The organism is Paenibacillus radicis (ex Gao et al. 2016) (assembly GCF_014641555.1).
In the GTDB taxonomy this organism is placed as follows: domain Bacteria; phylum Bacillota; class Bacilli; order Paenibacillales; family Paenibacillaceae; genus Pristimantibacillus; species Pristimantibacillus radicis.
Window position 1 is genome coordinate 254,540 of the sequence record NZ_BMHY01000004.1, and the last position, 22,447, is coordinate 276,986.

The following is a 22,447-nucleotide window of genomic DNA, read 5'->3' on the forward strand; positions in this document are numbered from 1 at the left end:
CACCGGATGGTGTCTTATTAGAAAATCGATAACTCGCTTAGGAGAGGGTGTTGTGAGCGATAACAACCAGTTGCGGGATGTGTTTGACGCGATTGCAGATTCAACTAGGCGCCGACTGATACGACTGCTGGCAGAGACAGAAGAGCTGCCTCTGCATGAATTGACACCACAGTTTGAAATGGGGCGTACAGCGGTATCCAAACATTTGACAATTCTTAAAGAAGCCGGGTTAGTATATGACCGTAAAGTCGGAAGAGAAACGCGATATAGATTAAATGCCTCTCCACTCAGCGAGGTTCAAGACTGGGTGGGGTTCTACAACAAGTTCTGGAGTACGAATATGCTGCGCTTAAACCAACTATTAGAGGAGGAAGAAGAATGAGTTTAACATTATCTTTGGATTTTCAATACACAACAACGATCGAGAAGCTTTGGTCCTACTTAACCGATTCCAGCAAGCTTGCCAAGTGGGTGGCTAATATCCACACGGGTGAAGCAATGGATAACAACTTTGAACCCGTTGTGGGACATCAGTTTCAATTTCGTACGAAACCGTCAGAATACTGGAATGGCCTTATTGAAGGCGAAGTATTGATCGTTGATGAACCAAATCGGTTGTCCTATACGTGGGCGAGCGGTGAGAAGCATACGATCACCTGGACGCTGCAGGATTTAGGAAACGGAAAGGTTAACCTTCATCTCGAACAAACGGGAATCTCTAGTGAGCCAGCACTCGGTGGGGCTAAGTACGGCTGGACGAAATGGTGCGGAGAGCTTGAGAAGGTTTTCGCCTAATTGTAAAACTTAAAACAACAGGAGGGTTAACTTGATGGCAGCCGGTGTAAGGAATTCGAAGATAGATCCTTATTTTAATAAACTGAAGAAGTGGAAAGAAGAGTTCCAGCTGTTGCGGGAAATCGTTCTGGACTCAGAACTGACTGAGGATTTCAAATGGATGCATCCGTGCTACACGTATGACAATAAAAACATCGTTCTGATTCATGATTTCAAGGATTATTGCGCGCTTCTCTTTCATAAAGGGGCGTTGCTCAAAGATCCTCATGGCATTCTAGTCCAACAAACGGAAAATGTTCAGGCGGCGCGCCAGATACGGTTCACAAGTGTTCAAGCTATTGATGAAATGCAGCTGATCTTGAAAGACTATATTGATGAAGCCATTGAAATTGAGAAGGCCGGCTTGAAAGTGGAGATGAAAAAGAATACCGAATATTCAATACCTGAAGAGTTAGAAAATAAATTCGCTGAAATTCCCGATTTGAAAACGGCATTTGAAGCATTGACGCCAGGACGTCAAAGAGGATATCTGCTTCATTTCTCTTCAGCCAAGCAATCCAAAACCCGAGAGTCCAGAATTGAAAAGTATATTCCGCATATTCTCGATGGCAAGGGATTCGATGATAAATAGCCGTAAATTGAGCTGCAGCAAAAAAAGGATGTTCCATCCGTCTTTCAGTAGACGGCAGGGAACATCCTTTTTTGCTGTTGACAAATGACTCATAAAATCAAATAATGGTATTAGTAAACATAAATATTTACTAAGTATAAAAAGAATGGAGTGGTGCAGATGAAGCTATTAAGTTTGATTTCGTCTCCGAATTCGATATACGCATTTTTTACCGCCCTTGGTCAAGCATTCCGGACGGCTGATATCCGCATCGAGCAAAGCTTCGAATAAACGCAATTCGCATTGGCAGGCATGTGTATACTGATTCGCTAATTTCGCGATCGGGCAGTTATGCTCAATTAGAACATATTCGTCATCGCTGTTTTTTTGCAATTCCGCCATATAGCCGTTCTCGTTCTGGATGGCCGTAAGCGTGGAAAGCTTATCTTGAAAATCTTTGTCATTCATCTTACCGGAGTATTTCTTGTAAAGCGTTTCTTTGCGAAGTTCAAACAATCGTTCGACCATACTTTCGCCCGATTCCTTTGCCAGCTCATCTAGCAAGTCGAGGGCGACGGTGGAATATCTGTTCGGAAACAATTCTTCGGCGCTCTCTGTTAAATGGTATGCGGCAGTTGGCCTGCCCATCGGCTGCCGGACTAATCTCGACTCGATTAATCCGTCACGCTCTAGTGTATCGATATGACGGCGGACCGCTATGGATGTAATGTCCAGCCGATCGGTAAGTTCTTTGGCTGTTAGTTCATTATTAGTTTTTAACAAATGCAATATCGTATCACGGGTCGATAAATCGGCATTAGGCTGCAAGGGGTCACCACCTTTATTTAGAATTACATGTTTCAGTAGAAACTTAGATCAATTCTAGTTATATAAAGTATTTTAACACAATACATCACATTGACAACCGCGGTTGTACGCATCAAATTTTAGAAATTCAAACTTTTGTAAAATATATAAAATAGAAGCGGAGGCGCTGGCTATGATTCAAATTAGCGATACGGCAGCAGACAAAATTACGGAAATGATAGGAGATATGGAATCCGATCGTTATTTTTTGCGTGTTGGTGTGAGTGACGGGGGATGCAGCGGCCTGTCGTATAGCATTCGGTTTGACGATACATTGGCTGAAGAGGATCAAGTCATTGGATGGGAAAGGTTTCAAGTTGTCATCGACTATGCTAGCGTGGAGTACCTTGAAGGCATTCAAATCGATTACAAGGACATGGGGATGAGCGGGGGCTTTACGATCGACAACCCCAATGCCAAATTCTCTTGCGGTTGCGGAGCAAGCTTTAGAACCGCTACTTATCGGGGCAAATCGAAAAAATGTGACTAATCTTAAGGAGGAACACATGATGAAGCTAACAGTAACGGATGCTGCTGTAGATTGTTTCCGGAAGGATTGGGGTTATCGCGATGGAGACAACATACGGATTTATGTCAGGTATAGCGGAGGCGGGGGAGATGCATTCGCATTCGGCATTACGAAAGACGATCCGCAATATCCCGCAATCTTGAATGAGCATAATCATCTTACATTTTTCGTTGAGGAAAATGATGTATGGCACTTAGATGGCCGTGATTTGTCCATCGATTGCCGCAACGATGAGATCACCTTTATCCGCGGTTAGAGCGATGATGAATGATCGATATGAGCTTTTTAATAAGCTATGTTTACGGCATGTACCGTTATCGGAGCAAAGCTCTTATGGAATCGGCGGATTGGCAGATTATTTTGCGTTGCCGGCAACGGTAGAGCAGCTCGTGACGATACTGGAAGTGAGCTCGCTGTATGGGATGGAACGCGTGGTGTTCGGTATGGGCTCGAACATTCTATTTCCAGATCAACCGAAGCAGGGGACGCTGTACATTTCCTTGAAAAATATGGCCAACATTAGCGTTGACGAGTCCAGCTGGTTTCTTACATCAGGATTGCCGCTCTCCATGTTGTCTCTTGTCGGGCTGCTCACCGGCTCGTCAGCGTTTCAATTCACCTATTTGATGCCAGGAAGCTTTGGCGCGGGTATTTATATGAATGCGAAATATTATAAGGAGCAGGTCGGCGATAAGGTAGCGACGATTTCTTATATCGATCTGACCGATCCAGCGTTAGCGGTGCGTCAGATACGTGCTGAGGATTGTGAGTTTGCTTATAAGCAATCCATTTTCCAGCATAAACCTTGGATCATTGTCGGGGCGGAAATAACGGTGCCCGAGCAAGACGGGATGAATTTTCACGTTGACGGCATAAGTCGGCTTCTAACCCATTACAAAGATTCGAATGGCAAACTATCGTCCTTGTTTTCGTTCTACTCCTTTTTCTCAAGTGAATTACGAGAGCTTCAGAGAGGAAGGAGAAGGATCGACATACCTGAGCCGATGCTGGACATTGATCAGTATCGTACGGGCAATAGGCACTTTACCTACCGTTCTTGCGGCTCTTTCTTTAAAAATAATTACGCAGCTGGTTCGTCCATCGGGGCTCTTGTCGACCGATTGGGGCTCAAAGGGGTTGCCCATGGCGGGGGTATCATTTCGCCCTATCATGGCAATATGATTTTGAATGCCGCGAATGCGACGGCTGCAGATATTTTATATTTGAAGGATATGGTCTCGGAAGCCATTCACCAGCGTTATGGTTTTATTCCGGAGCCGGAAGTCGTAATCATGAAAGAATGAATAAGTAACATCATACAAAGAACTCCGCTTCGTTGAAGAAGCGGAGTTCTTTGTATGTTCAGGGCGTTAAGCCTGCGGCTGTGGTTCGATATTGTGATTATGCCGGAAAAAGTTAGTTGGATCGTAATTGTACTTGATGATGGCCAATTTCTTGTAATTGTCCTCATATGTAGCTTCATTAATTTGACGGTCATTCTTGACCGTATTCAGGTACGAAGTGTTGCGGACGGAGAACGGCAGCATCGCTTCATAAGCGGAATCAATCCATTGTTTGAATTTCTGCTTTTCTTCCATCGGATAATAGGTCAATTCCGCTCCATTTCCCTGGCCTACGTTGGATAAATCCAACGTAGAAGTCAATTCCGCTCCGTTTCCCTCCTCTACGTTGGATAAATCCAACGTAGAGGCCAATTCCGCTCCATTTCTCTCGCCTACGTTGGATAATTCCAACGTAGAGGCCAATTCCGCTCCATTTCTCTCGCCTACATTGGATAAATCCAACGTAGAAGTGAATTCCGCTCCATTTCTCTCGCCTACGTTGGATAAATCCAACGTAGAGGCCAATTCCGCTCCATTTCTCTCGCCTACATTGGATAAATCCAACGTAGAGGCCAATTCCGCTCCATTTCTCTCGCCTACATTGGATAAATCCAACGTAGAGGCCAATTCCGCTCCATTTCCCTCACCTACGTTGGATAATTCCAACGTAGACTAATAGCCAACCATTCACAACCATCGCATGTAAATGCTTACGGGTTGTACGATCATCAACGCCCAGATACTCCCGTGCGGATGGTCCCTTCGCGCCTCCAAGCTGCCTGCATCAATTCGTTTTCGATAAGCAGTGATAAACCCGATACGCTCACAGCATGTTCATTATGCAAGAAAGCAGGTTCTAGACTTACCCAGAGAATAGATGCAAGTATAGCTCAAAAAAACTACATATCTGTGTGCAATCCGATATAATAGGGAGTAATTATTAATTGAGGGGATTTGTGGATATATGGCGAAGAAGAGAAGAAAGAAGAAACAGGCCGATCCTATTTCAGCGTTTGTTGTTTTATTAATGTTAGGTTCGTTTTTTGGGATGTATAAATGGACGCATTCATTAATCGGCGCCGCGATTTCCGCAGGGTGTATTCTTGGAATATACGCTGCTATCGTCATCCTATACAATCAAAAACAAACGGCACGATTAAAGCGATCAGGTATCAAAGAAATAGATAAAATGGAAGGGCGCCGATTCGAGATTTACCTGGGTCATCTCTTTCGAATGCACAACTACAATGCGGAAGTAACCCAAGCAACGGGTGATTTTGGCGCTGATCTGGTTATACAAAAAGGGGGAAAGAAAATCGTAGTTCAAGCTAAGCGGTACGGAAAGAATGTGGGACTGAAGGCTGTGCAAGAGATTCGCGCTGCTATGGATCATTATGGTGCTGCAGAAGCCTGGGTTGTGACAAACCGTGATTATACCGAGCAAGCATATGCTCTTGCAAAATCAAATGGCGTGCGATTGATTAATAGGGAGCAGCTCATTGCGATGATTTTAGCAGTTAATCCGGAAACCAAGAGTGGAGGACAGCCTGTGATTCAGGTAGAACAGGTGACAACCCCCGCACAAGTGGCGGCTTCTTTAGAAGAGCCAGATGATCTCGAATGCCCCAAATGCGGTTACTTGCTCGTCAAAAGAAGCAGCAAGCGTGGTGAGTTTTATGGTTGTTCGAATTTTCCGAAGTGCCGGCATACTCGAACCCTTAATGAAATAGCTGAAACGGTTTGAGGTCAGTTGCAAAACTAAAAATAGGATGCTCTTCTCTTTAAATTATTTTATTCACATTTTTAAGGTGGTTAAAAATGACAGATGGCGCTCTTGTAACCTTAAAAGATATTACAAAAAAATATGGCAGCCGAGCTGTCCTGACAGACATTTCGCTAAGTATTAAGCATGGAGAATGTATCCTCTTAAGAGGAAGGAATGGATCGGGAAAAAGTACGTTACTTCGAATTGTAACCGGATTAATCCCAGTCACTACAGGCGAACGATTACTTGATAACTCTCAATTAATTATCGGTTATACACCTGATCAATTACCGAGATTAAGACTGACATCAACGGAGTACTTAACCCATATGGGGAGAATATCGGGAATGCCGGCAAAGGAACTTGCGAATCGGATAAAGGCATTGCATGCATTCTTTAATCTTGAACAAAGCTCAAAATTGAAAATGACACATTTCTCGAAAGGGATGCTGCAGAAGGTTAATTTAATGCAAGCAACACTCAAAACTCCCAATTTACTCGTTTTGGATGAACCCTTTTCCGGACTGGATGCTGAGTCGATTCAGCACTTGCTAGACTCTCTGAAAAGAATAAAAGCTGAAGGGACATCCATTCTAGCAGCAGTTCATGATCCTTTGCTGGCGAATCAATTGGAGGGGCGGACATATTGGATCCGTCAAGGAAAACTAATTGAGGAAAAAGGGGAACAACCTCAAAATTCATTGGCTCCACACTTTGAGCTTGAATGTATCTTGAGTGAGGAGGAGCTTTCACATGTCTCAAATCAATTTCCTGATGTAACTTGGATAACGGATGAGCACGGAAGAATTACATTTACTATATTGAAAAATGACTATCGTGATTTTTTATTAGAATTTATAAACAATGACTTCGAGATCATCAGTTTACAACGAAAAGAGATGAATGCATGATTTCGATAGTTTCATTCCTACATACTTGCTTCATTCGCTCTTATCGCTATGGTCCGCCTGCCTTTATTTTTTTCATTGGCATTATTTTTGTATATAGTGTTGTTCCTAATCCTATTATGGAGAGTTATGCGTTCTCATCTGCCTTTTTATTTATTGTCTCGACTATAATTTGTTATATCCTCATCGATATCGAGACAGCTAATCAAGAAGCAATAACGATGCTTCATTCTAGAAGTTTATTAAAGCTTTATTTAGCAAAACTCCTGTATAGTTGGATTTTTACAATTCCACTAGCACTATATGCAGTCCTATTTCCTGCCATCTTTCATAAGTTTGATCGGAATCCGACTTTCGATGAGTTAATGATGTCCTTCTTGTATCATACAGCTTTATCCTGGCTGGGTATTTCATTGGCTTGCTGGTTTACCTCAAAGCTCATCCGTTCTCGCTTAATATCTTTTTTAATGCTAAGCGTTTTTGTAGTTATCACATTTTGTGTGCGGGCAATCGAAAACCTGCTTCCAGAAAACTTGAAACCAATTATAGTTCTGCTGCCTCCGTTAGATAAAACCATTAATGTCTTAATGAATTATCATACTGCTACCTCGTTCATGAAGTTTTCTGTAATAGGTGCTTCTCTAATTTACGGAATTATTCTGAATGCACTATTCCTAATCTTGCTGAATAAGCGAAAATTAGATTCTCCACAAGAATAGGTGCTTTGAATCGTAAGTAATAATTGGACACGATATAGCAGAAATTATTATAATACATAGCGAGTGCCTTTCTAGCGCTAACGAAGAATGATAGCTGAACGGGGTACCCGAATGGACAATCCTAGAGCATTTAAACGAGAAGCGAGGGAACACGTTATGTCTTTAATAGAGTTTGGCATTGTAGGCAGAGGCTGGAGAGCCGATTTTTATTTGCGGATTGCGAAATTGCTGCCTCATCGTTTTGCCGTTCGTGCAATGCTAGTCCGTGACGAGGAACGGGGCAGGGAGATCGAGCAGGAATGGGGTGTAAAAACCTATCGCGATATGGATTCTTTCGTCGCAAGCGGACCTCTTATGTTTGCAGTCGTTTCCGTTCCATGGGAAGCCATGCCAGATTGCACATTGGAACTGGCAGAGAGGAACATCCCCGTATTGACGGAGACACCGCCTGCCAGCGACATTCCAGGCATGATTGCCTTGTACGAGTCACTGCGCAAGCTGAAGGGACGCGTACAGGTAGCTGAACAGTATTTATATCAGCCGCTGCATGCTGCTCGTATTGCTTTCGTGAATTCAGGAAAGCTGGGCGACGTCTCTCAGGTGCAAGTATCGGCCGCTCACGGCTATCATGGCATCAGTCTGATCCGGAAAATGCTTGGCATTCAATTCGAGAACGCCGTCATTCAGGGACAAAGATTTACCTCTAAGATTGTGCAGGGCCCAGGACGTTATGGACCTCCAGAAAGTGAAGCGATAGACGATTCCGTACAGGATATCGCTACTCTTCGCTTCGGGGATAAGCTGGCTTTGTTTGATTTTACAGGAGATCAGTATTTCTCTTGGATTCGCCGTAATCGTATTCTCGTTCGCGGAAGCCATGGAGAGATAACAGACGAAACTTATCGGTATTTGAAGGACTTCAAGACCCCTATATCCGGGCAATTCCGAAGAGTGGATACTGGTCATAACGGCAACTTGGAAGGGTATTATCACCAAGGGATTACAGCTAATGATGAATGGGTGTATGAAAATCCGTTCGTTCCCGGACGTTTATCCGACGATGAGATCGCCATTGCGACGAGCTTAGCAAAGATGGCGGACTATGTACAAGGCGGGCCGCCATGCTATGCTTTGGAAGACGCGATGCAGGATCATTATTTGTCGATTATGATGCTTTCGGCTATCGAGTCTGGTGAGGAACTGACGACGGCAACTCAGCCATGGGCGCTGTAGCGCGAAATCCGGCGCGAGAATTATGGGATTTAAGTATACAAACATAACTTTAAGGCTGATGGAATTTTCCATCAGTCTTTTTAATTTGTCTGCAAGCATCTTTCGTTGCGTTAAAAAAATCATAAATCTCATCTATCATTATCATAAGAAAAATGATATTGATCAATAATTCTGAATTTCATACAATGAGGCATCGGCCGAGAGTTGCAATGAATTATTCATTTTTTCCAAGTAAGCACTTCGTATTCATTACACAATCATAGAAAGTGGTGACCGTCCATGCAAACCTTGGCTGCCTTACCGAAACAAAAAGCAATCGGTTCTATTCAATTTTTGCCTGTTAATCTATTTGCGTCTGTTATGGGGATTTCAGGTTTGTCATTAGCTTGGAGAGAAGCAAGCAAGTTATTTGGTACTTCGACCCTCATAGCCGATATCAGCGGCATTGTTGCAATTCTTGTATTTATCGCGTTAAGTTTAGGATATATTTCAAAATGGATCTTATACCCGCAAAAAGTTACAGATGAATTTAAGCATCCTATAATGGGCAATTTTTTCGGTACGATCACGATTGCAATGCTTTTGCTCTCTTCAGTAATCAGCAGCTACAGTCAAATAACGGGGCAAATCATGTGGGTCATCGCTACAGCAGCGACTATCGTGCTTAGCTTTATTTTTGTGACACGCCTATTGAATGGAAATCATGAACCGGGTAACGCAGTTCCAGCTTTGCTTATTCCTGTGGTAGGTACGATTGATATTGCGGTTGCTGGCGGAACCATGCCGTTTCCATGGGCACATGAAATTAATTTGTTGTCCCTTGCGATAGGCGGATTTGTGGCTGTCGTATTCTTCACCTTAATTTTATCCAGATTGATTCATCATGCTCCGCTGCCGCCAGCATTAATGCCTTCGATGATGATCATGATTGCACCGTTTGAGGTTGGCTTTCTTGGCTATACGAATTTCGTGCAGCGAATCGATTCGTTTGCTTCCATTTTGTTTTACTTCGGTCTGTTCTTGTTCATTGTCTTATTCTTTAAAGTGTTTAAAACGTCCATTCCGTTCAGCGCTTCCTGGTGGGGGATAAGCTTTCCGATAGCTGCCCTCAGCAATGCCGCTTTAAAATACGCGATGTTCGTACATTCTTGGCTGTTCATCGCGATATCCGCAATCATTCTAGCATTCTTAAGCATTGTTGTGGCCGTTCTCTTTATTCGGACGATAAACATGCTGGCTAAAGGAAATCTGCTTAAAGGTTAACCCTATTAAATATTTATTGCTATAGATACAACTAAGGTCGCGTAATTCGCGGCTTTTTTATTTTTCAGGCTATGTTAAATGATGATGCTGATGGCTATCGCACTTACTGAAATAACTGTTAGACTAACGAACTCTGTGGTATTATAATCCAACTATGGATTTATGCTTTTGATGTAAGGTGAGGGGTGATCATTTTGAGGATTCAAAGTATACGGTTACTTACGAAAAATGTAGAACAACTCCAACAGTTTTACGCTCAGCTTCTTGGACTTCCATTATTGGACCGTTCAAAGGATTCATTTACTGTATTAGCAGGGAAATCCTACTTAACTTTTGAGCAAACAGAAGATGCTGACGAAAACCCGTATTATCATTTTGCCTTTGACATACCCCAGAATAAAATGGATGAAGCGATTAACTGGTTAAGCTCTAAAAAAATATCCTTAAATTTATTGCCAGATCATTCATACAAAACTTACTCTAAAACTTGGGATGCTACATCCATTTATTTTGATGATCCTTCTGGTAATATTATTGAATTTATATCGAGGCATTCCCTTATTAACGAAGTAAATACTTCCTTTTCGGGTATGAGCATTTTAAATATTAGTGAGATTGGTCTAGTTGTTCATGATGTAACCAGTACTATGGAGTTTTTGAAGAGTAATCTAAAGCTGGATGCATATAAGAATAACTATAATTCTTTTGCTGCTGTGGGAGACGAGAATGGCTTATTCATTCTAGCTGCTCACGAGAGAGTGTGGTTTGGTTCGGATAAGAAAGCAGATATTTTCAGAACAGAAGTTACAATTGAAGGAGGCGATAAAGGCACATCGTATCTCGGTTCGTACCCTTACAAAATAACAATTAAATAACAGTCCGTGTATGGAAAATGTTAACCGCCCTTACATAAGGTCGGTTTTCTTTATCCCGAAAATCAGTTTCCCTTTTTGTTAAGAAGCTATAAACTATAATAGATTAGGTGGACTGATTACATTCTTGGATTGGTCTTGTTATTTATAACATAAAAGGAACGATAAACGATATGCACATTGTAGTTGATGACCAAAAGATTTACTTTCATGTTCAGTACGGAGCTGGTAAAAAAGTTTCGATTCAAATGGACCCATCGGGATTAATAACCGTTAAAGCGCCCAATGGCACAAAAGATGAACAATTAATGCAGCTAGTGAAGCGATATAGCAAGCAGATATTGCAGCGAAGACATGCGCTGGAAGCGGCGCAAACCGTTTCTCATACCAAGGATTATGAAGGTAATGGAAAGTTCCTTCACTTCGGCAAATACTATTCGTTGAATGAGTTGATAGAGACGGAGGGGCTCAGTACAGAAGAGCAGAAGCACAAGCTGAAGAGATTTTATTTTACAAGCTGCAAAAAGATCGTCGGCGAACGAATCAAAGTTTATCAAGAGCAGCTAAAAGTGAGGCCGAAGTCGTTCGAAATCGTAGAGTCGCTTACCAAATGGGGGAGCTGCAGCTCTAATCGAAATCTCACGTTTAATTACTTACTTGCCATGGCTCCGCTCGATGTGATTGATTACGTTGTCGTCCACGAACTGGTTCATCTCCATCATATGAATCATGACCGTTCGTTCTGGCGCCGCGTCGGCAGCATCATGCCTGATTACGAAGAGAAGGAGCAATATTTGGCGAGGCACGCGCAAGCAATGACACTGTGATCGCGAATCATTGCGGGTAACTCGGTGATTTCTTTTATAAGGGGGAATCTAGTTGAAGATTGGTGTTATTGGTGACTTCAATCCGGAGTACCTCTCACAGCAAGCCACGAGTGATGCATTAAACCATTCTATCTATACAATTGGAGCTCAGATGGAGTATGACTGGATTCCAACAGCATCAATTCCAGAACAACTAGATTCGATCAAAGAAACCTATAAAGGATTTTGGATAGCCCCAGGTATCCCTGATTCTATAGACGGCGTTTTTCAAATCATAAGATATGCCCGCGAGAACAATGTTCCCTTAATCGGAACTTGCGGCGGATTTCAACATATGATTTTGGAATTTGCTAAAAACAAATTAATGCTTGAAGATACCGGACACGAGGAGCTAAACCCGGATGCTTCTAACCTAGTCATTAGTAAACTTGCTTGTTCGCTTGTTGGTCAACAAGGTGAAGTTTTTATTAAGCATCCTTCATTGGTTTCAGGACTATATCAAGAATCAACTGCAGTCGAACAATTCAGATGCAGCTATGGGCTAAATCCGAATTTTGAGGCACTCATTCATGAAGCAGGGTTGAAAATGGTAGGCACTGATGCCGAAGGAAGACCGCGAATTGTGGAGCTGACCGGGCATCCATTTTTTATCGGTACGTTGTTCGTTCCTCAATTGAGTTCAGCCCAAGAGAATCCGCATTGCCTGGTAAATGCATTTATTGAACAGGTGAGTAATCAGAAGTGAATAACATAGCACATTAGTAGTCTCAGCCCTTTTGCAATCCATGCAAAAGGGCTGTTTGATATTCACTCTTATGTTTTTTCCCATCGTGATTATGTATCCATATTTAGATTCTCATCTTGTTGTCTCTTTACAGCGATATCCCGATCTGCTAGTATATTTAATTGTTAACCAAATAACTTTATTTTTAGGTTAACAATAAACGATTGAAAGCTGCAGAGAACTTAGCTTTTCAGACGTTACTACATAATTTCCGAGAAACAGTAGAGTCTTACCAATTAGAGACACAAGGCAGTTCAAACCATGGGAGGATGATTGAGTTGGATACTATTATTGCAGCAGATACGAAATGGCAATTGATTGCCGAGAAAGCATTAAACGGGGGGCCTCTAACTCTAGAGGAAGGACTCGAGGTGCTCGATGCCGACAATGATGAAGTGCTGTTGATCATGAATGCCGCGTTTAAGGTTAGAAAACATTTCTACGGTAAAAAAGTGAAGCTGAACATGATCATCAACGCCAAAAGCGGCCTGTGCCCCGAGGACTGCGGCTATTGTTCGCAATCGATCGTTTCGACGGCTCCGGTTAATAAGTATACTTTGCTCGATAAAGAAACGCTGCTTGCAGGTGCAAGAGAAGCGTTAGCTCGCAAGGCGGGAACCTATTGCATCGTAGCCTCCGGGAAAGGACCAACAGATAAAGAGCTTAATCAAGTGGTCGACGCGGTGAGAGAAATTCGGGAAACGATGCCGCTCAAAATTTGCGCCTGTCTGGGCATCCTTAAGGAAGATCAAGCCGAGCGGCTTGCTGAAGCCGGCGTTCATCGTTATAACCATAACTTGAATACTAGCAAAGCCAACTATCCATCCATCACAACAACTCATACTTATGATCAGCGTGTCGCAACTGTAGAGAAGGTGAAATCGCATGGCATGTCTCCTTGCTCGGGCGTTATTATCGGTATGGGTGAGACCCATCAAGAGATTGTCGAAATGGCCTTTGCGTTACGCGAACTCGATGCGGATTCGATTCCGATCAATTTCTTGAATGCAATACCGGGAACGCCTTTAGAGCATGCTGGCCGTACCCCCTCGATGAAAGCATTAAAGGTGCTAGCCTTATTCCGGTTTATTTGTCCGTCCAAAGAAATTCGAGTGGCCGGCGGCCGCGAAGTAAACCTCCGTACGCTGCAGCCTTTGTCTCTGTACGCTGCAAACTCACTATTCGTCGGTGATTACCTAACGACGGCTGGCCAAGAGGTATCGGCCGATCATCAGATCATCGAAGATTTAGGATTTGAAATCGAATTGAATGCTCTGTAGAGCCGTGAAGAGCCGCGTAATTTGCGGCTTTTTATTTGTTTTCATAAAATTATCATATAGACTGAAATATAAAGTGTTAGACTGAGACAATAAGGCTGTAGTGGGCGAGGAGGAGCCGTTTCAACAAGACAAGGACAAAAGGAGTTGAAGGATTGTGCTTAGTGAAGAAGTTGTAATCGAGCGATTGGTGCAGCGTACAAGTGCAGCTCCCTTAATTGTGATGATGTGCGGCGTGGCAGGATCAGGCAAGACGACTTTTGCCCAAAAGTTAGAAAGTAAGGGGTTCGCCCGGCTCTCGGTAGACGAGGATATTTGGACTACACATGGACGCTTTGGCATTGATTATCCTGAAGGGGATTATGAGTCCTTAAAGAAAGAATCAGAAATAAAGCTGCGAAAGAAACTAGTGAATTTAATTCAGGCTGGACAGCATGCCGTTGTGGATTTTAGCTTTTGGCAGCGTCAAAGACGAGATGAATATAAGCAGCTAATCGAGCAGTATAACGGCGTGTGGGAGCTGATTCATTTGAAGGTTCAGCCAGATGAGCTGCGTCGAAGGCTGCTAATTCGAAGCGAACGATTTGACGCCAATGCGGCATTTCCGATTACGGAAGATATTTTAATCCAATATTTAAACGGCTTCGAGACTCCTGCTGGAGAAGGGGAAACGGTAATCGAAGCGTAAGGTAGAAAATGATTGACGTTCCTTACTGATTTGGATAAAATCTCCTTATATCTTATTTTTTATTCAACTCCGGAAAGAGGCTTACGTATGTTAAATGACTTCCATTTCATCAAGTTGAGGAAATAAATGCGAATCAAATTTTTCCCTTTTTAAAGGGTTAGTTTGTGTTGCGTTATTCATCTAACTAATGAGATGGAGGCTTTTCTATGTCTAAAAATGTAGACTCACGGTATAAATCTGTCCTTTTCTTTATTTCCAATGTCATACTTCCCCATAAAAAGTGGGCTGTTGCCTGCGCACTGCTCTCTGCTGCATCCGCTGCGGTATCTCTTTTGCTTACCTTTTTCACCAAACAACTGGTTACCCAAACTGTCCACGGCGAAATATCGCTTATTACTGTTTGGGTATTTGTGCTGCTTGTTTTGATTTCTGCCGTGACAGGTGGGATGATCGTTCTGACATCCGGCAGGCTTGGGGCATATGTTGGCCGAGATTTGAAACAGTCCCTTGCTGCAAAGATTATGAACGCGGAATACCGAACTGTACAGAGCATATCATCGGGTGATGCGATATCCATTATGAATAATGACTGCAGACAAATCTCGTCATTTCTATCCAGTGATTTATTTGCGCTCGTCACACAAATGTTGACGGCCATCTGTGCCTTTGTCTATCTGCTAACAATCCATCCGCTTCTGGGCTTGCTTACATTTGCTTACACACCTATAGGGATGATTCTCGCGAGCAAAATAAATAAGCGCTTGAACACCTACTATCCTGCTGCATCCAATCAAAAGGGAGAAGCGCTAACTGCTGTCGAGCAGGCCTTATCCTCTTTGCCTGTTATCAAGTCATTCAAGATGGAACGTAAAATGATGCACAAGCTCAATTCTGTCTTCCATAGCCTATACACAACAGATCGGCAAATTAAGTGGTGGGATGCTTTGCTTCAGCCTGCTTGTCTCTCTGTGGCTAATGGTCCGCATCTGATTTTTGCAGTTGCAGGAGGGATGTACGCTGTATCCGGGCAGTTGGAGCTAGGAGCCTTCATCGCAATTACGCAAATTCTCAGTTACATTATTCCGCCAACTGTTATGCTGCCTTTTATGTTGAATAACGTGAACCAAACTTCGGCTTCCATACAAAGGATTAACAGAATATGGAGCCTTCCTGCCGCACAGAGATACGGAGCAGAGCAGCAGGAGCCTGTAGAATTTTGCGGTGAACCCTCGATTCGGGTCGAGCGGGTATCATTCTCCTATGCTTCAGATACCGGTGCCGGTTCGAGAAGACTGGAATTAAATAATGTCTCTTTTACCGTTAATGGGGCCGGCCTTATCGCTATTGTTGGGGGAAGCGGCGGAGGAAAGTCGACGCTCTTATCCTTACTGTCTGGTTTATACAGACCGGATCAAGGCACTATTCAGATCAACGGACAAGATACTGCACGAATGAATGACAGAGAAACCGGGATTCAACATTGAATTATGCGGATCGCATTTTCAAATTGGAATCGGGAATTCTGACTTCAGTATAAGTTAAATTTACTATTATAGAAAATTTATCTAGAAATAATTGGCGGTTTTCGGTAATATGGAAAAAGATGAAAGGAGTGAAGTCAATGTTAATCAAGGTGACTGACGTTTAAATCCACAGAAGATTATTTAGCATTTGTTAGGTGTCTTCTGTGGCCCCAATTAATGAGGAGGTTATAGCAGACATGATGACTTATGACGAGGCTGTAAAGATTAGTGATTCTTATTTAATCTCATTGGGATCAGAGTTGTATGGATTACAAGGTTATGAAATGAAGCGGATTCCGGCTCATGACGGAGGGCGGAATATCGTTTATACCTGTGAGAGAGAAGGAGAAGAAGCAAAAATTCTCAGAATTTCTTATTTACCTGACAGGAGCCGGGAAGACTTTCTGGCCGAATTGGAGTATATCCGGTATTTATTTGAGCATGGCGTAATGGTCTCAGATGTAGTCCCTTCCCTAAAGGATAATCTGTTGGAAGAGATTGTTCATCATAATCATACCTTTTTTATCTGCTTGTTTAAAAAGGCCAAAGGAAAAATGCTTGCGGAAAATCATTATCAGTATCGTGAAGGAGTACCTATTACCGAGTATTTTTATAATTGCGGTAAAGTTCTGGGAAAGCTTCACAAGTTGTCGAAAGAGTATATCCCTGCTGTCCATCGGCGGTATAGTTTTTTTGATAAATATAATGCCGAGTATATTGATAAACTGATACCCGATTCCTTGTCTCATCTTAAGAAGAAGATGGTAGAGCTTCTTAAAACCTTAGAAGGATTGGAGAGGGACAGCGAGTCATATGGCATGCTTCACTTTGATCTCAACGATGGGAATTATTCGATTGATTTTGATAACGGGGATATTACGGTATATGATTTCGATAATTCATGCTTCGGGTGGTATATGTATGAGCTGGCAGATATTTGGATCAATGGAGTGGGCTGGGTACAATTTGAACCAGACGCCGGCAAACGCAAGCAGTTTATGGATGATTATTATGCAACCGTTCTTGAGGGATACAGATCCGAGACCAGGATCGAAAATTCGATGCTGGAGAAGTTGCAATTATTTTTTAAAGTGACCCTCATGGAAGGAATTGTAGATTCATTCGAGGTCATGCGAAACAACGGCGAAGATCCAGCGTGCGACGAGGAATTGTCCTATCGCATAAAATGTCTGGAGGACGATATACCGTTTAGGGGTTTTTTCCATGACATTTACTCGTGTGAAAACCCATTTGAGTATGAGGCACGAATGATTTAATCTATTTAGTGAAAGCCGCATAGATTGCGGCTTTTTTTTCTGTTTATTTTCAAAAAAAATTGACAAGTAAACTTGGCATGTATATAGTAATGATATGCCAATAAAACTTGGCAAATATCCTGGGAGGGATTCCTATTAACAAAGAAGAAATTTTGTCCAAGAGCAGAAAAGAGAACAAGGATCGGGATTTATTTAAAATAGAAGTTCAGGTAAGTGCGGGGAATATTGGCTCTTTTGCAGCTACATTATTAGCAACCCTATTTTTTGTGACGCAAAGTGTGATTGGCGATGGCTTTGATTTTGGATTATACGCCATCATCCTTTCGATATCCGCCGCGGGCTTTATCTTCAAAGCGATCCGTCTGAAACGCAGACGCGATATTGTGCTTTCAATTATTTATACACTTGCGACGCTGATTCTATCGGTTGTTCATATTTATAAATTGATAGCGACTTATACGGATATAGGGTGAGCCAATGGAAGAAGAATTGATCCTGAGAAATCATTTGAAAGAAGCAAGGGCAGAGAAAAACTTATCACAAGCACAGCTTGCCAAGTTAGTCGGTGTTTCCCGGAATACCATTAGTTCCATAGAGACAGGACAATTTAATCCAACAGCAAAGCTGGCCTTAATTCTTTGTATTGCGTTGGATAAAAAGTTTGAAGAGCTTTTTTATTTCTGATTGTTATTCTGATAACATATGGAGGTTTGGAGATGGATATTGGGAATCTACTGGAGAGCGTAAAGGATGCAAATCTATTTATTCAATTAGGGGCTGTATTTTTGGTTTCGCTCGTCCCTTTTCTGGAAGGCTATGTTGCGGCCCCGGTCGGCATTATATTGGGTTTTCCGGCCGTTCCGACGATTATAGCTGCATCGCTTGGAAATTGGGTTTCGATTATGGCGATTGTTGTGTTGTTCGATAAGCTGCGTCAGCGGCGAAATGCGAAACAGAAGGACGGGGGCCCCAGCAAGAGAATGGAGACTGCACGCAAGTTTTTCAATAAATACGGCGTACCGGGTGTAGCTTTTATCGGACCTCTCACTTTTGGCCATCATATTGGCGTATTTATTTCGCTGGTATCGGGAGCAACTAGACGTTATGTGACATTGTGGATGACTATCGGTGTGTTGGCCTGGACGATCGCTGCAGGCCTGCTAGCAACTGCGGGTATTGATATTGTAGGCCGTTTGCGATAAAAAATATCGAGAGAACCTTGTGCTTGGTGCGCACAAGGTTTTTTTTGACGTCAATAGGTTGAGAACAATTTCACTTAAATTCTACCTATTTTTTAACTTCCCGCGCCTTTATTATGTATGAATAAGCAGCAGAATATGAGGAAGCGACAAGATAAGAAAGGTGATGTTGGCATGATATATGGCAATACAAAATGTGCAATGGAATATGCTCAACGAGGCGCTATTGACGAATGGATTCAATTATTTTTAAGAAATGATGGAGATAATATGGCTCTTGCAGATGGATTATTACAAGAGAAAAGATACTATATAGGTCCGATCCGTGCGGATATATCAGAGTTTGGAATTGAAGAAGGTGCCCCGTCCTATTTGACAAAAGCGAATGATATAGAGTGGTTTTTTCATAAGGTTGATAAAATAAAGGAGGTTTATGGGGAGTGGGATATCCCGCCTCTCATTGTTAATTACTCAAATGGCAAATATGAGATCAATGATGGACGCCATCGGAATGAAGCCTTGCGCCAAATGAAAATAAAGCATACACCAGTTATTTTTTGGACGAGCTCTGAAGCGGATCATCATTATATCGCAAATCTGATGTTACAAAATCCTCGCATTTGATTGCGGGATTTTTGCATGTGTATAGATAAATGAGAAAATGCTGTTTGAAGTAGTCACAGTATCTACTTAATTACTGTGATTGCAATCACATCGGGTGCACCTCTGCGGCTCGTATACTGGAGTCAAATCCAAACATGCTGAAAGAGGGGAATACATCTATGTTAAGCCAATCGACGATTGCGATTATCAAATCGACTGTTCCTGTTCTGGAGATTCACGGCGTAGCCATCACAAAGCGTTTTTACGAGATGCTGTTCGAGAATCATCCAGAGTTGCTTCATATATTCAATCATGCCAACCAAAAACAAGGCAAACAGCAAACAGCACTTGCGAACGCGGTTTACGCAGCTGCGGCTAACATCGACAAGCTGGAGTCAATTCTTCCAGTAGTTAAAGGAATCGCACATAAGCACCGGAGTCTTGGCGTGAAGCCGGAGCACTATCCAATCGTTGGCCAACATTTGCTGGCTGCCATTAAAGAAGTGCTAGGTGATGCCGCAACAGATGAAATTATTCAGGCATGGGCGGATGCATACGGCGTAATAGCCAGTGTATTCATCGACGTTGAAAAGGAAATGTATGTAGATGCGGCAACACAAAATGGAGGATGGGAAGGGTTTCGTCTCTTCAAAGTGAAGCGTAAAGTAATCGAGAGCGAGGTCATAACTTCCTTCTATCTGGTTCCAGAAGACGGCGGCCCTATTGCCACATTCGAGCCTGGCCAGTATCTAAGTATGAAGATAGACATTCCGGGAGAAGAGCATTCACATATCCGCCAATACAGCTTGTCAAGTATACCGGGTCTGCCTTTCTACCGTGTATCCATCAAAAGAGAAGATGGGATGAGCGACAGGCCTGACGGCCGGGTATCCGTCTACCTGCATAAGACGATTCAACCGGGAGATGTGCTTCATATATCCGCCCCAGCAGGCGACTTTAAGCTGCATCAGAATGATTCCCGTCCAGTTGTGCTTATAAGCGGCGGCGTTGGCCTTACGCCAATGGTCAGTATGCTTCGCACCCTAGCGGATACGAAAACAAACCGTGCTGTAACGTTCATCCATGCCGCGCAGCACAGCGGCGTCCACGCATTGAAAGCAGAGGTGGAAGAGTTGGTTAGCCAGCACCCGGACTATTCGGCGCATTGGATATACAATAAACCGTCTGATGAGGATCGAGAGTCGAAAGCTTTTCATAAAGAAGGCTACATCGATCTGCCATGGCTGCGGGAGATTGTTCCTGTAAAAGATGCAAAATTCTATTTCTGCGGCCCGCTGCCATTTATGAAAACCGTCAATAAAGCACTGAAGGATTGGGAGATTCCATCTGAAGACATCCATTTCGAATTTTTCGGTCCGGCAGGGGCGCTGGACTAAATCGTTTTATACGTCTGGCTGCTGCGCGCGCAGCAGCCGATTCACAGTCTCGCGGCGTAAGCCGATGAGCTGGCCAATCTCATCTTGAGTCAACACGTCACTCAATGAAGCCGGTTCAATATAGACGCGAAACCATGCTTGCAGCTTCTGCAGTTTGAGAGCTGGAGTTAATTGGGTGAGCTGATCGATGCGCTGCTGCATCGTACGCAGCTTGTCCTGCAGCAGCAACGCGATATCCCGGTAGCGTTCCGGATGTTCTTGCAGCTGCTGATACCATTCAGATGCAGAAATCACTTCGATCTCTGAAGCAACCAGAGCGATAGCCGTGCCGAAGTAGGGATTTGGGCTGACTAGGGAATGGTGGGGAATCCTCTCATTAGGTGTAATGATGTTGACAATAAAAGGCGTTCCATCTGCATGGATGCGAACAATCTTAAGCAGGCCGGACTTCAGATGGAAGAGCGGGCCTGATTCACCTTGGCGAAACAATACTTCACCTTTATTCAATTGCATGACGAGACTCCTTCGTAAGTAGAAACATAGTGAATCAAATATATCAATAGCTGGCGCTGAACTTCAACCTCTTTATTCCAAAGCAGGTTGGAGTTTTTTGCACGAATGCCGAGTATAGTTTATTATGCAGAAAAATTAATGGGGTTAATGATCAGATCGGAGGAGCTGGGGGGAGAGAGAGCTGAAGTTGGACGTTAAAAAAGGTGACCCGACCTGCTCTGAAAATAAGAAGCCGGGTCACAAAGCACAAGTTATCTCAGCATATCCGCTGTACCGGGGCTATGCTCATTCGGCATGTCTGGAAGCTGAGGTACAGGAAAGCCATTAGGGGGAGGTGTGACGGATAGCTGTCCGCTATTGCGGCTTGGACTTTCACCTTGGAAGATCTCAGCGATACGAGTCTCGTCTAATCTGAAATTGAATTGAGCATTATGATATCCTAAATCGACGTACTTACGGCACTCCGGGTATTTGTTAATATCATAATTCGGTACAGGAAACGTTTTGCCCCAGTCGACTCCTAGTGTTTCAAGCGCTTTGGCAAAAGCATTCTGATGCGCATTGTCCCGAACGATGAGGAAACCCAACGTTTCCCTGAACGTTTTGTTAGAGCTCATTTCATAAATCCTCGATTTTTGCAGGACGCCTGTTGATTCTAGGACAACATTGTTCAACAAATCTGCTATCAAGTTACCGTGACTGTAAACATAGGAGCCAGTCCAGGGATTGCCGCCTGCATCAACCGGCAGAGAGCTCTTCGCTCCCATAATATAATGATGGGGGTTCGCATGCTTAACTGCCTCGTCAATCGGAGCAGCATCTACACCCGCATTGCCCGGAACGTCTAACCCTGAATCGTTCAAGAGCTGATTAATCGTACTTTGTACAAGCTCCACATGAGCGATCTCTTCCAAGAACACCCCGCGAATAAGATCGCGAAATTGCTTTTCTTTTCCTCTGAAATTGGAGCTTTGGAAAAAGTATTGCATCATGGTCCGCATTTCGCCAAATTGTCCGCCAAGCGCCTCCTGAAGCACCTTAGCCGCGGCTGGATCCGGCTTGTCCGGTTGAATAATGTTAATCAATTCTTCTTTGTAATAATACATGGTGTTCCTCCTTTTAGGTTTGAAGTCGATCAATAGCGGAGTCCTGAATGGAATCTCCATTATGATCTGTAATTGGAGGAAAAATTAACACGAATTCGAGTTATATTCATGTGGAATAATAAGTAAAGAGTGCGACAAGAAATCATGGAAAATGAGGCTGTATAGCGCAGACGTCGTATACATACGGAGGAGAAGGAAGGAACGAAGCATGACAGAAAGGGGTACGAATCAAACTTTTATAATAACGTGATGTGCCCAAAAATCAAAAAAAGAACCTGAAAACACTCAGGTCCTTTAATTATTGCGTATAAACAAACAGGATGATATAATCAGATTGCAATTTTATTAA

Annotated in this window: 27 protein-coding genes; 23 read left to right on the forward strand and 4 right to left on the reverse strand. The window is 43.1% G+C overall.

Annotated elements, in window-relative coordinates; genetic code table 11:
* The first annotated feature begins 52 nt into the window (after positions 1-52).
* From IEX98_RS12770 to IEX98_RS12780, 3 genes are read left to right on the forward strand one after another with little or no spacing between them, the layout of a single operon-like run.
* Positions 53-382 carry an ArsR/SmtB family transcription factor gene (locus IEX98_RS12770; protein ID WP_188889574.1) on the forward strand — a complete coding sequence of 110 codons (330 nt, stop codon included), beginning with the start codon at positions 53-55 and terminating at the stop codon, positions 380-382.
* Positions 379-795, forward strand: a complete 417-nt coding sequence (locus tag IEX98_RS12775; RefSeq protein ID WP_188889575.1) for an SRPBCC family protein — start codon at positions 379-381, stop codon at positions 793-795. The genes IEX98_RS12770 and IEX98_RS12775 overlap by 4 nt, the downstream gene beginning before the upstream one ends.
* Positions 796-829: 34 nt before the next feature.
* On the forward strand, positions 830-1,426 hold the full coding sequence (locus IEX98_RS12780; protein ID WP_188889576.1) for a YdeI/OmpD-associated family protein: 597 nt from the start codon (positions 830-832) through the stop codon (positions 1,424-1,426).
* A 168-nt stretch (positions 1,427-1,594) separates the two neighbouring features.
* Here the strand turns inward: IEX98_RS12780 and IEX98_RS12785 are convergent, their stop codons facing one another.
* The gene (locus IEX98_RS12785; RefSeq protein ID WP_188889577.1) at positions 1,595-2,233 is read right to left on the reverse strand and encodes a helix-turn-helix transcriptional regulator; all 639 of its coding nucleotides are present in this window, start codon (positions 2,231-2,233) and stop codon (positions 1,595-1,597) included.
* A gap of 172 nt (positions 2,234-2,405) precedes the next feature.
* Here IEX98_RS12785 and IEX98_RS12790 point away from each other — a divergent pair, with 172 nt between their 5' ends.
* The 3 genes from IEX98_RS12790 to IEX98_RS12800 are packed head-to-tail and all read left to right on the forward strand — an operon-like array spanning position 2,406 to position 4,105.
* Positions 2,406-2,762, forward strand: a complete 357-nt coding sequence (locus tag IEX98_RS12790; RefSeq protein WP_188889578.1) for a HesB/IscA family protein — start codon at positions 2,406-2,408, stop codon at positions 2,760-2,762.
* Positions 2,763-2,778: 16 nt separating this feature from the next.
* Positions 2,779-3,057, forward strand: a complete 279-nt coding sequence (locus IEX98_RS12795) for a HesB/YadR/YfhF family protein (protein WP_229692157.1) — start codon at positions 2,779-2,781, stop codon at positions 3,055-3,057.
* Positions 3,058-3,061: 4 nt separating this feature from the next.
* Positions 3,062-4,105, forward strand: coding sequence for a UDP-N-acetylmuramate dehydrogenase (locus tag IEX98_RS12800; RefSeq protein WP_229692158.1), 1,044 nt, complete (start codon positions 3,062-3,064; stop codon positions 4,103-4,105).
* Positions 4,106-4,171: 66 nt separating this feature from the next.
* Here the strand turns inward: IEX98_RS12800 and IEX98_RS12805 are convergent, their stop codons facing one another.
* Positions 4,172-4,810, reverse strand: a complete 639-nt coding sequence (locus IEX98_RS12805; RefSeq protein WP_188889579.1) for a BBE domain-containing protein — start codon at positions 4,808-4,810, stop codon at positions 4,172-4,174.
* 298 nt (positions 4,811-5,108) lie between these two features.
* On the opposite strand from IEX98_RS12805, the gene IEX98_RS12810 reads away from it, so the two are divergent.
* From IEX98_RS12810 to hmpA, 17 genes are all read left to right on the forward strand, one after another.
* Positions 5,109-5,888, forward strand: a complete 780-nt coding sequence (locus IEX98_RS12810; RefSeq protein WP_188889580.1) for a restriction endonuclease — start codon at positions 5,109-5,111, stop codon at positions 5,886-5,888.
* Positions 5,889-5,962: 74 nt separating this feature from the next.
* Entirely contained in the window at positions 5,963-6,820 is an 858-nt protein-coding gene (locus IEX98_RS12815; RefSeq protein ID WP_188889581.1) for an ATP-binding cassette domain-containing protein, read from the forward strand.
* Positions 6,817-7,536 carry a hypothetical protein gene (locus IEX98_RS12820; RefSeq protein ID WP_188889582.1) on the forward strand — a complete coding sequence of 240 codons (720 nt, stop codon included), beginning with the start codon at positions 6,817-6,819 and terminating at the stop codon, positions 7,534-7,536. The genes IEX98_RS12815 and IEX98_RS12820 overlap by 4 nt, the downstream gene beginning before the upstream one ends.
* Positions 7,537-7,692: 156 nt before the next feature.
* Positions 7,693-8,769: a Gfo/Idh/MocA family protein gene (locus IEX98_RS12825; protein WP_188889583.1), complete on the forward strand. Its 1,077-nt coding sequence runs from the start codon at positions 7,693-7,695 to the stop codon at positions 8,767-8,769.
* Between the two features lie 279 nt (positions 8,770-9,048).
* Positions 9,049-10,032: an SLAC1 anion channel family protein gene (locus IEX98_RS12830; protein ID WP_188889584.1), complete on the forward strand. Its 984-nt coding sequence runs from the start codon at positions 9,049-9,051 to the stop codon at positions 10,030-10,032.
* A 194-nt stretch (positions 10,033-10,226) separates the two neighbouring features.
* Positions 10,227-10,907, forward strand: a complete 681-nt coding sequence (locus IEX98_RS12835) for a VOC family protein (RefSeq protein WP_188889585.1) — start codon at positions 10,227-10,229, stop codon at positions 10,905-10,907.
* A gap of 170 nt (positions 10,908-11,077) precedes the next feature.
* Complete coding sequence (locus IEX98_RS12840; protein WP_188889586.1) at positions 11,078-11,731, forward strand: M48 family metallopeptidase; 654 nt, start codon at positions 11,078-11,080, stop codon at positions 11,729-11,731.
* Positions 11,732-11,783: 52 nt separating this feature from the next.
* On the forward strand, positions 11,784-12,476 hold the full coding sequence (locus IEX98_RS12845) for a CTP synthase C-terminal region-related (seleno)protein (protein ID WP_188889587.1): 693 nt from the start codon (positions 11,784-11,786) through the stop codon (positions 12,474-12,476).
* Positions 12,477-12,802: 326 nt separating this feature from the next.
* Positions 12,803-13,795: a biotin synthase BioB gene (gene bioB, locus IEX98_RS12850; protein ID WP_374705344.1), complete on the forward strand. Its 993-nt coding sequence runs from the start codon at positions 12,803-12,805 to the stop codon at positions 13,793-13,795.
* Positions 13,796-13,949: 154 nt separating this feature from the next.
* A complete protein-coding gene (locus tag IEX98_RS12855; protein WP_229692160.1) occupies positions 13,950-14,480 on the forward strand; it encodes an AAA family ATPase in 531 nt (176 codons plus the stop codon).
* Positions 14,481-14,686: 206 nt separating this feature from the next.
* Positions 14,687-15,964: an ABC transporter transmembrane domain-containing protein gene (locus IEX98_RS12860; RefSeq protein ID WP_188889589.1), complete on the forward strand. Its 1,278-nt coding sequence runs from the start codon at positions 14,687-14,689 to the stop codon at positions 15,962-15,964.
* A 236-nt stretch (positions 15,965-16,200) separates the two neighbouring features.
* Positions 16,201-17,280 (forward strand): phosphotransferase enzyme family protein, encoded by a 1,080-nt coding sequence (locus IEX98_RS12865; RefSeq protein WP_229692161.1) that lies wholly within the window; start codon positions 16,201-16,203, stop codon positions 17,278-17,280.
* Between the two features lie 107 nt (positions 17,281-17,387).
* Entirely contained in the window at positions 17,388-17,753 is a 366-nt protein-coding gene (locus IEX98_RS12870) for a DUF6442 family protein (protein ID WP_188889590.1), read from the forward strand.
* 4 nt (positions 17,754-17,757) lie between these two features.
* Positions 17,758-17,964 (forward strand): helix-turn-helix transcriptional regulator, encoded by a 207-nt coding sequence (locus IEX98_RS12875; protein ID WP_188889591.1) that lies wholly within the window; start codon positions 17,758-17,760, stop codon positions 17,962-17,964.
* A 32-nt stretch (positions 17,965-17,996) separates the two neighbouring features.
* Entirely contained in the window at positions 17,997-18,482 is a 486-nt protein-coding gene (locus IEX98_RS12880) for a small multi-drug export protein (protein WP_188889592.1), read from the forward strand.
* 171 nt (positions 18,483-18,653) lie between these two features.
* A complete protein-coding gene (locus IEX98_RS12885) occupies positions 18,654-19,103 on the forward strand; it encodes a ParB N-terminal domain-containing protein (protein ID WP_188889593.1) in 450 nt (149 codons plus the stop codon).
* Between the two features lie 158 nt (positions 19,104-19,261).
* Entirely contained in the window at positions 19,262-20,479 is a 1,218-nt protein-coding gene (hmpA, locus tag IEX98_RS12890; RefSeq protein ID WP_188889594.1) for an NO-inducible flavohemoprotein, read from the forward strand.
* A 6-nt stretch (positions 20,480-20,485) separates the two neighbouring features.
* Here the strand turns inward: hmpA and IEX98_RS12895 are convergent, their stop codons facing one another.
* Together IEX98_RS12895 and IEX98_RS12900 are read right to left on the reverse strand one after the other, a co-directional pair.
* Positions 20,486-20,992: a Crp/Fnr family transcriptional regulator gene (locus tag IEX98_RS12895; RefSeq protein WP_188889595.1), complete on the reverse strand. Its 507-nt coding sequence runs from the start codon at positions 20,990-20,992 to the stop codon at positions 20,486-20,488.
* Between the two features lie 251 nt (positions 20,993-21,243).
* Entirely contained in the window at positions 21,244-22,098 is an 855-nt protein-coding gene (locus IEX98_RS12900; protein WP_188889596.1) for a manganese catalase family protein, read from the reverse strand.
* Positions 22,099-22,447: the final 349 nt, after the last annotated feature.

Excerpts from the sequence above, each read along its gene's own strand:
- IEX98_RS12860 (WP_188889589.1), top strand. The coding sequence starts at position 14,687 with ATGTCTAAAAATGTAGACTCACGGTATAAATCTGTCCTTTTCTTTATT.
- IEX98_RS12815 (WP_188889581.1), top strand. The coding sequence starts at position 5,963 with ATGACAGATGGCGCTCTTGTAACCTTAAAAGATATTACAAAAAAATAT.
- IEX98_RS12840 (WP_188889586.1), top strand. The coding sequence starts at position 11,078 with ATGCACATTGTAGTTGATGACCAAAAGATTTACTTTCATGTTCAGTAC.
- IEX98_RS12885 (WP_188889593.1), top strand. The coding sequence starts at position 18,654 with ATGATATATGGCAATACAAAATGTGCAATGGAATATGCTCAACGAGGC.
- IEX98_RS12780 (WP_188889576.1), top strand. The coding sequence starts at position 830 with ATGGCAGCCGGTGTAAGGAATTCGAAGATAGATCCTTATTTTAATAAA.
- IEX98_RS12795 (WP_229692157.1), top strand. The coding sequence starts at position 2,779 with ATGATGAAGCTAACAGTAACGGATGCTGCTGTAGATTGTTTCCGGAAG.
- IEX98_RS12880 (WP_188889592.1), top strand. The coding sequence starts at position 17,997 with ATGGATATTGGGAATCTACTGGAGAGCGTAAAGGATGCAAATCTATTT.
- IEX98_RS12800 (WP_229692158.1), top strand. The coding sequence starts at position 3,062 with ATGATGAATGATCGATATGAGCTTTTTAATAAGCTATGTTTACGGCAT.
- IEX98_RS12865 (WP_229692161.1), top strand. The coding sequence starts at position 16,201 with ATGATGACTTATGACGAGGCTGTAAAGATTAGTGATTCTTATTTAATC.
- IEX98_RS12830 (WP_188889584.1), top strand. The coding sequence starts at position 9,049 with ATGCAAACCTTGGCTGCCTTACCGAAACAAAAAGCAATCGGTTCTATT.
- IEX98_RS12875 (WP_188889591.1), top strand. The coding sequence starts at position 17,758 with ATGGAAGAAGAATTGATCCTGAGAAATCATTTGAAAGAAGCAAGGGCA.
- IEX98_RS12820 (WP_188889582.1), top strand. The coding sequence starts at position 6,817 with ATGATTTCGATAGTTTCATTCCTACATACTTGCTTCATTCGCTCTTAT.
- IEX98_RS12825 (WP_188889583.1), top strand. The coding sequence starts at position 7,693 with ATGTCTTTAATAGAGTTTGGCATTGTAGGCAGAGGCTGGAGAGCCGAT.
- IEX98_RS12790 (WP_188889578.1), top strand. The coding sequence starts at position 2,406 with ATGATTCAAATTAGCGATACGGCAGCAGACAAAATTACGGAAATGATA.
- IEX98_RS12810 (WP_188889580.1), top strand. The coding sequence starts at position 5,109 with ATGGCGAAGAAGAGAAGAAAGAAGAAACAGGCCGATCCTATTTCAGCG.
- hmpA (WP_188889594.1), top strand. The coding sequence starts at position 19,262 with ATGTTAAGCCAATCGACGATTGCGATTATCAAATCGACTGTTCCTGTT.
- IEX98_RS12895 (WP_188889595.1), bottom strand. The coding sequence starts at position 20,992 with ATGCAATTGAATAAAGGTGAAGTATTGTTTCGCCAAGGTGAATCAGGC.
- IEX98_RS12775 (WP_188889575.1), top strand. The coding sequence starts at position 379 with ATGAGTTTAACATTATCTTTGGATTTTCAATACACAACAACGATCGAG.
- IEX98_RS12900 (WP_188889596.1), bottom strand. The coding sequence starts at position 22,098 with ATGTATTATTACAAAGAAGAATTGATTAACATTATTCAACCGGACAAG.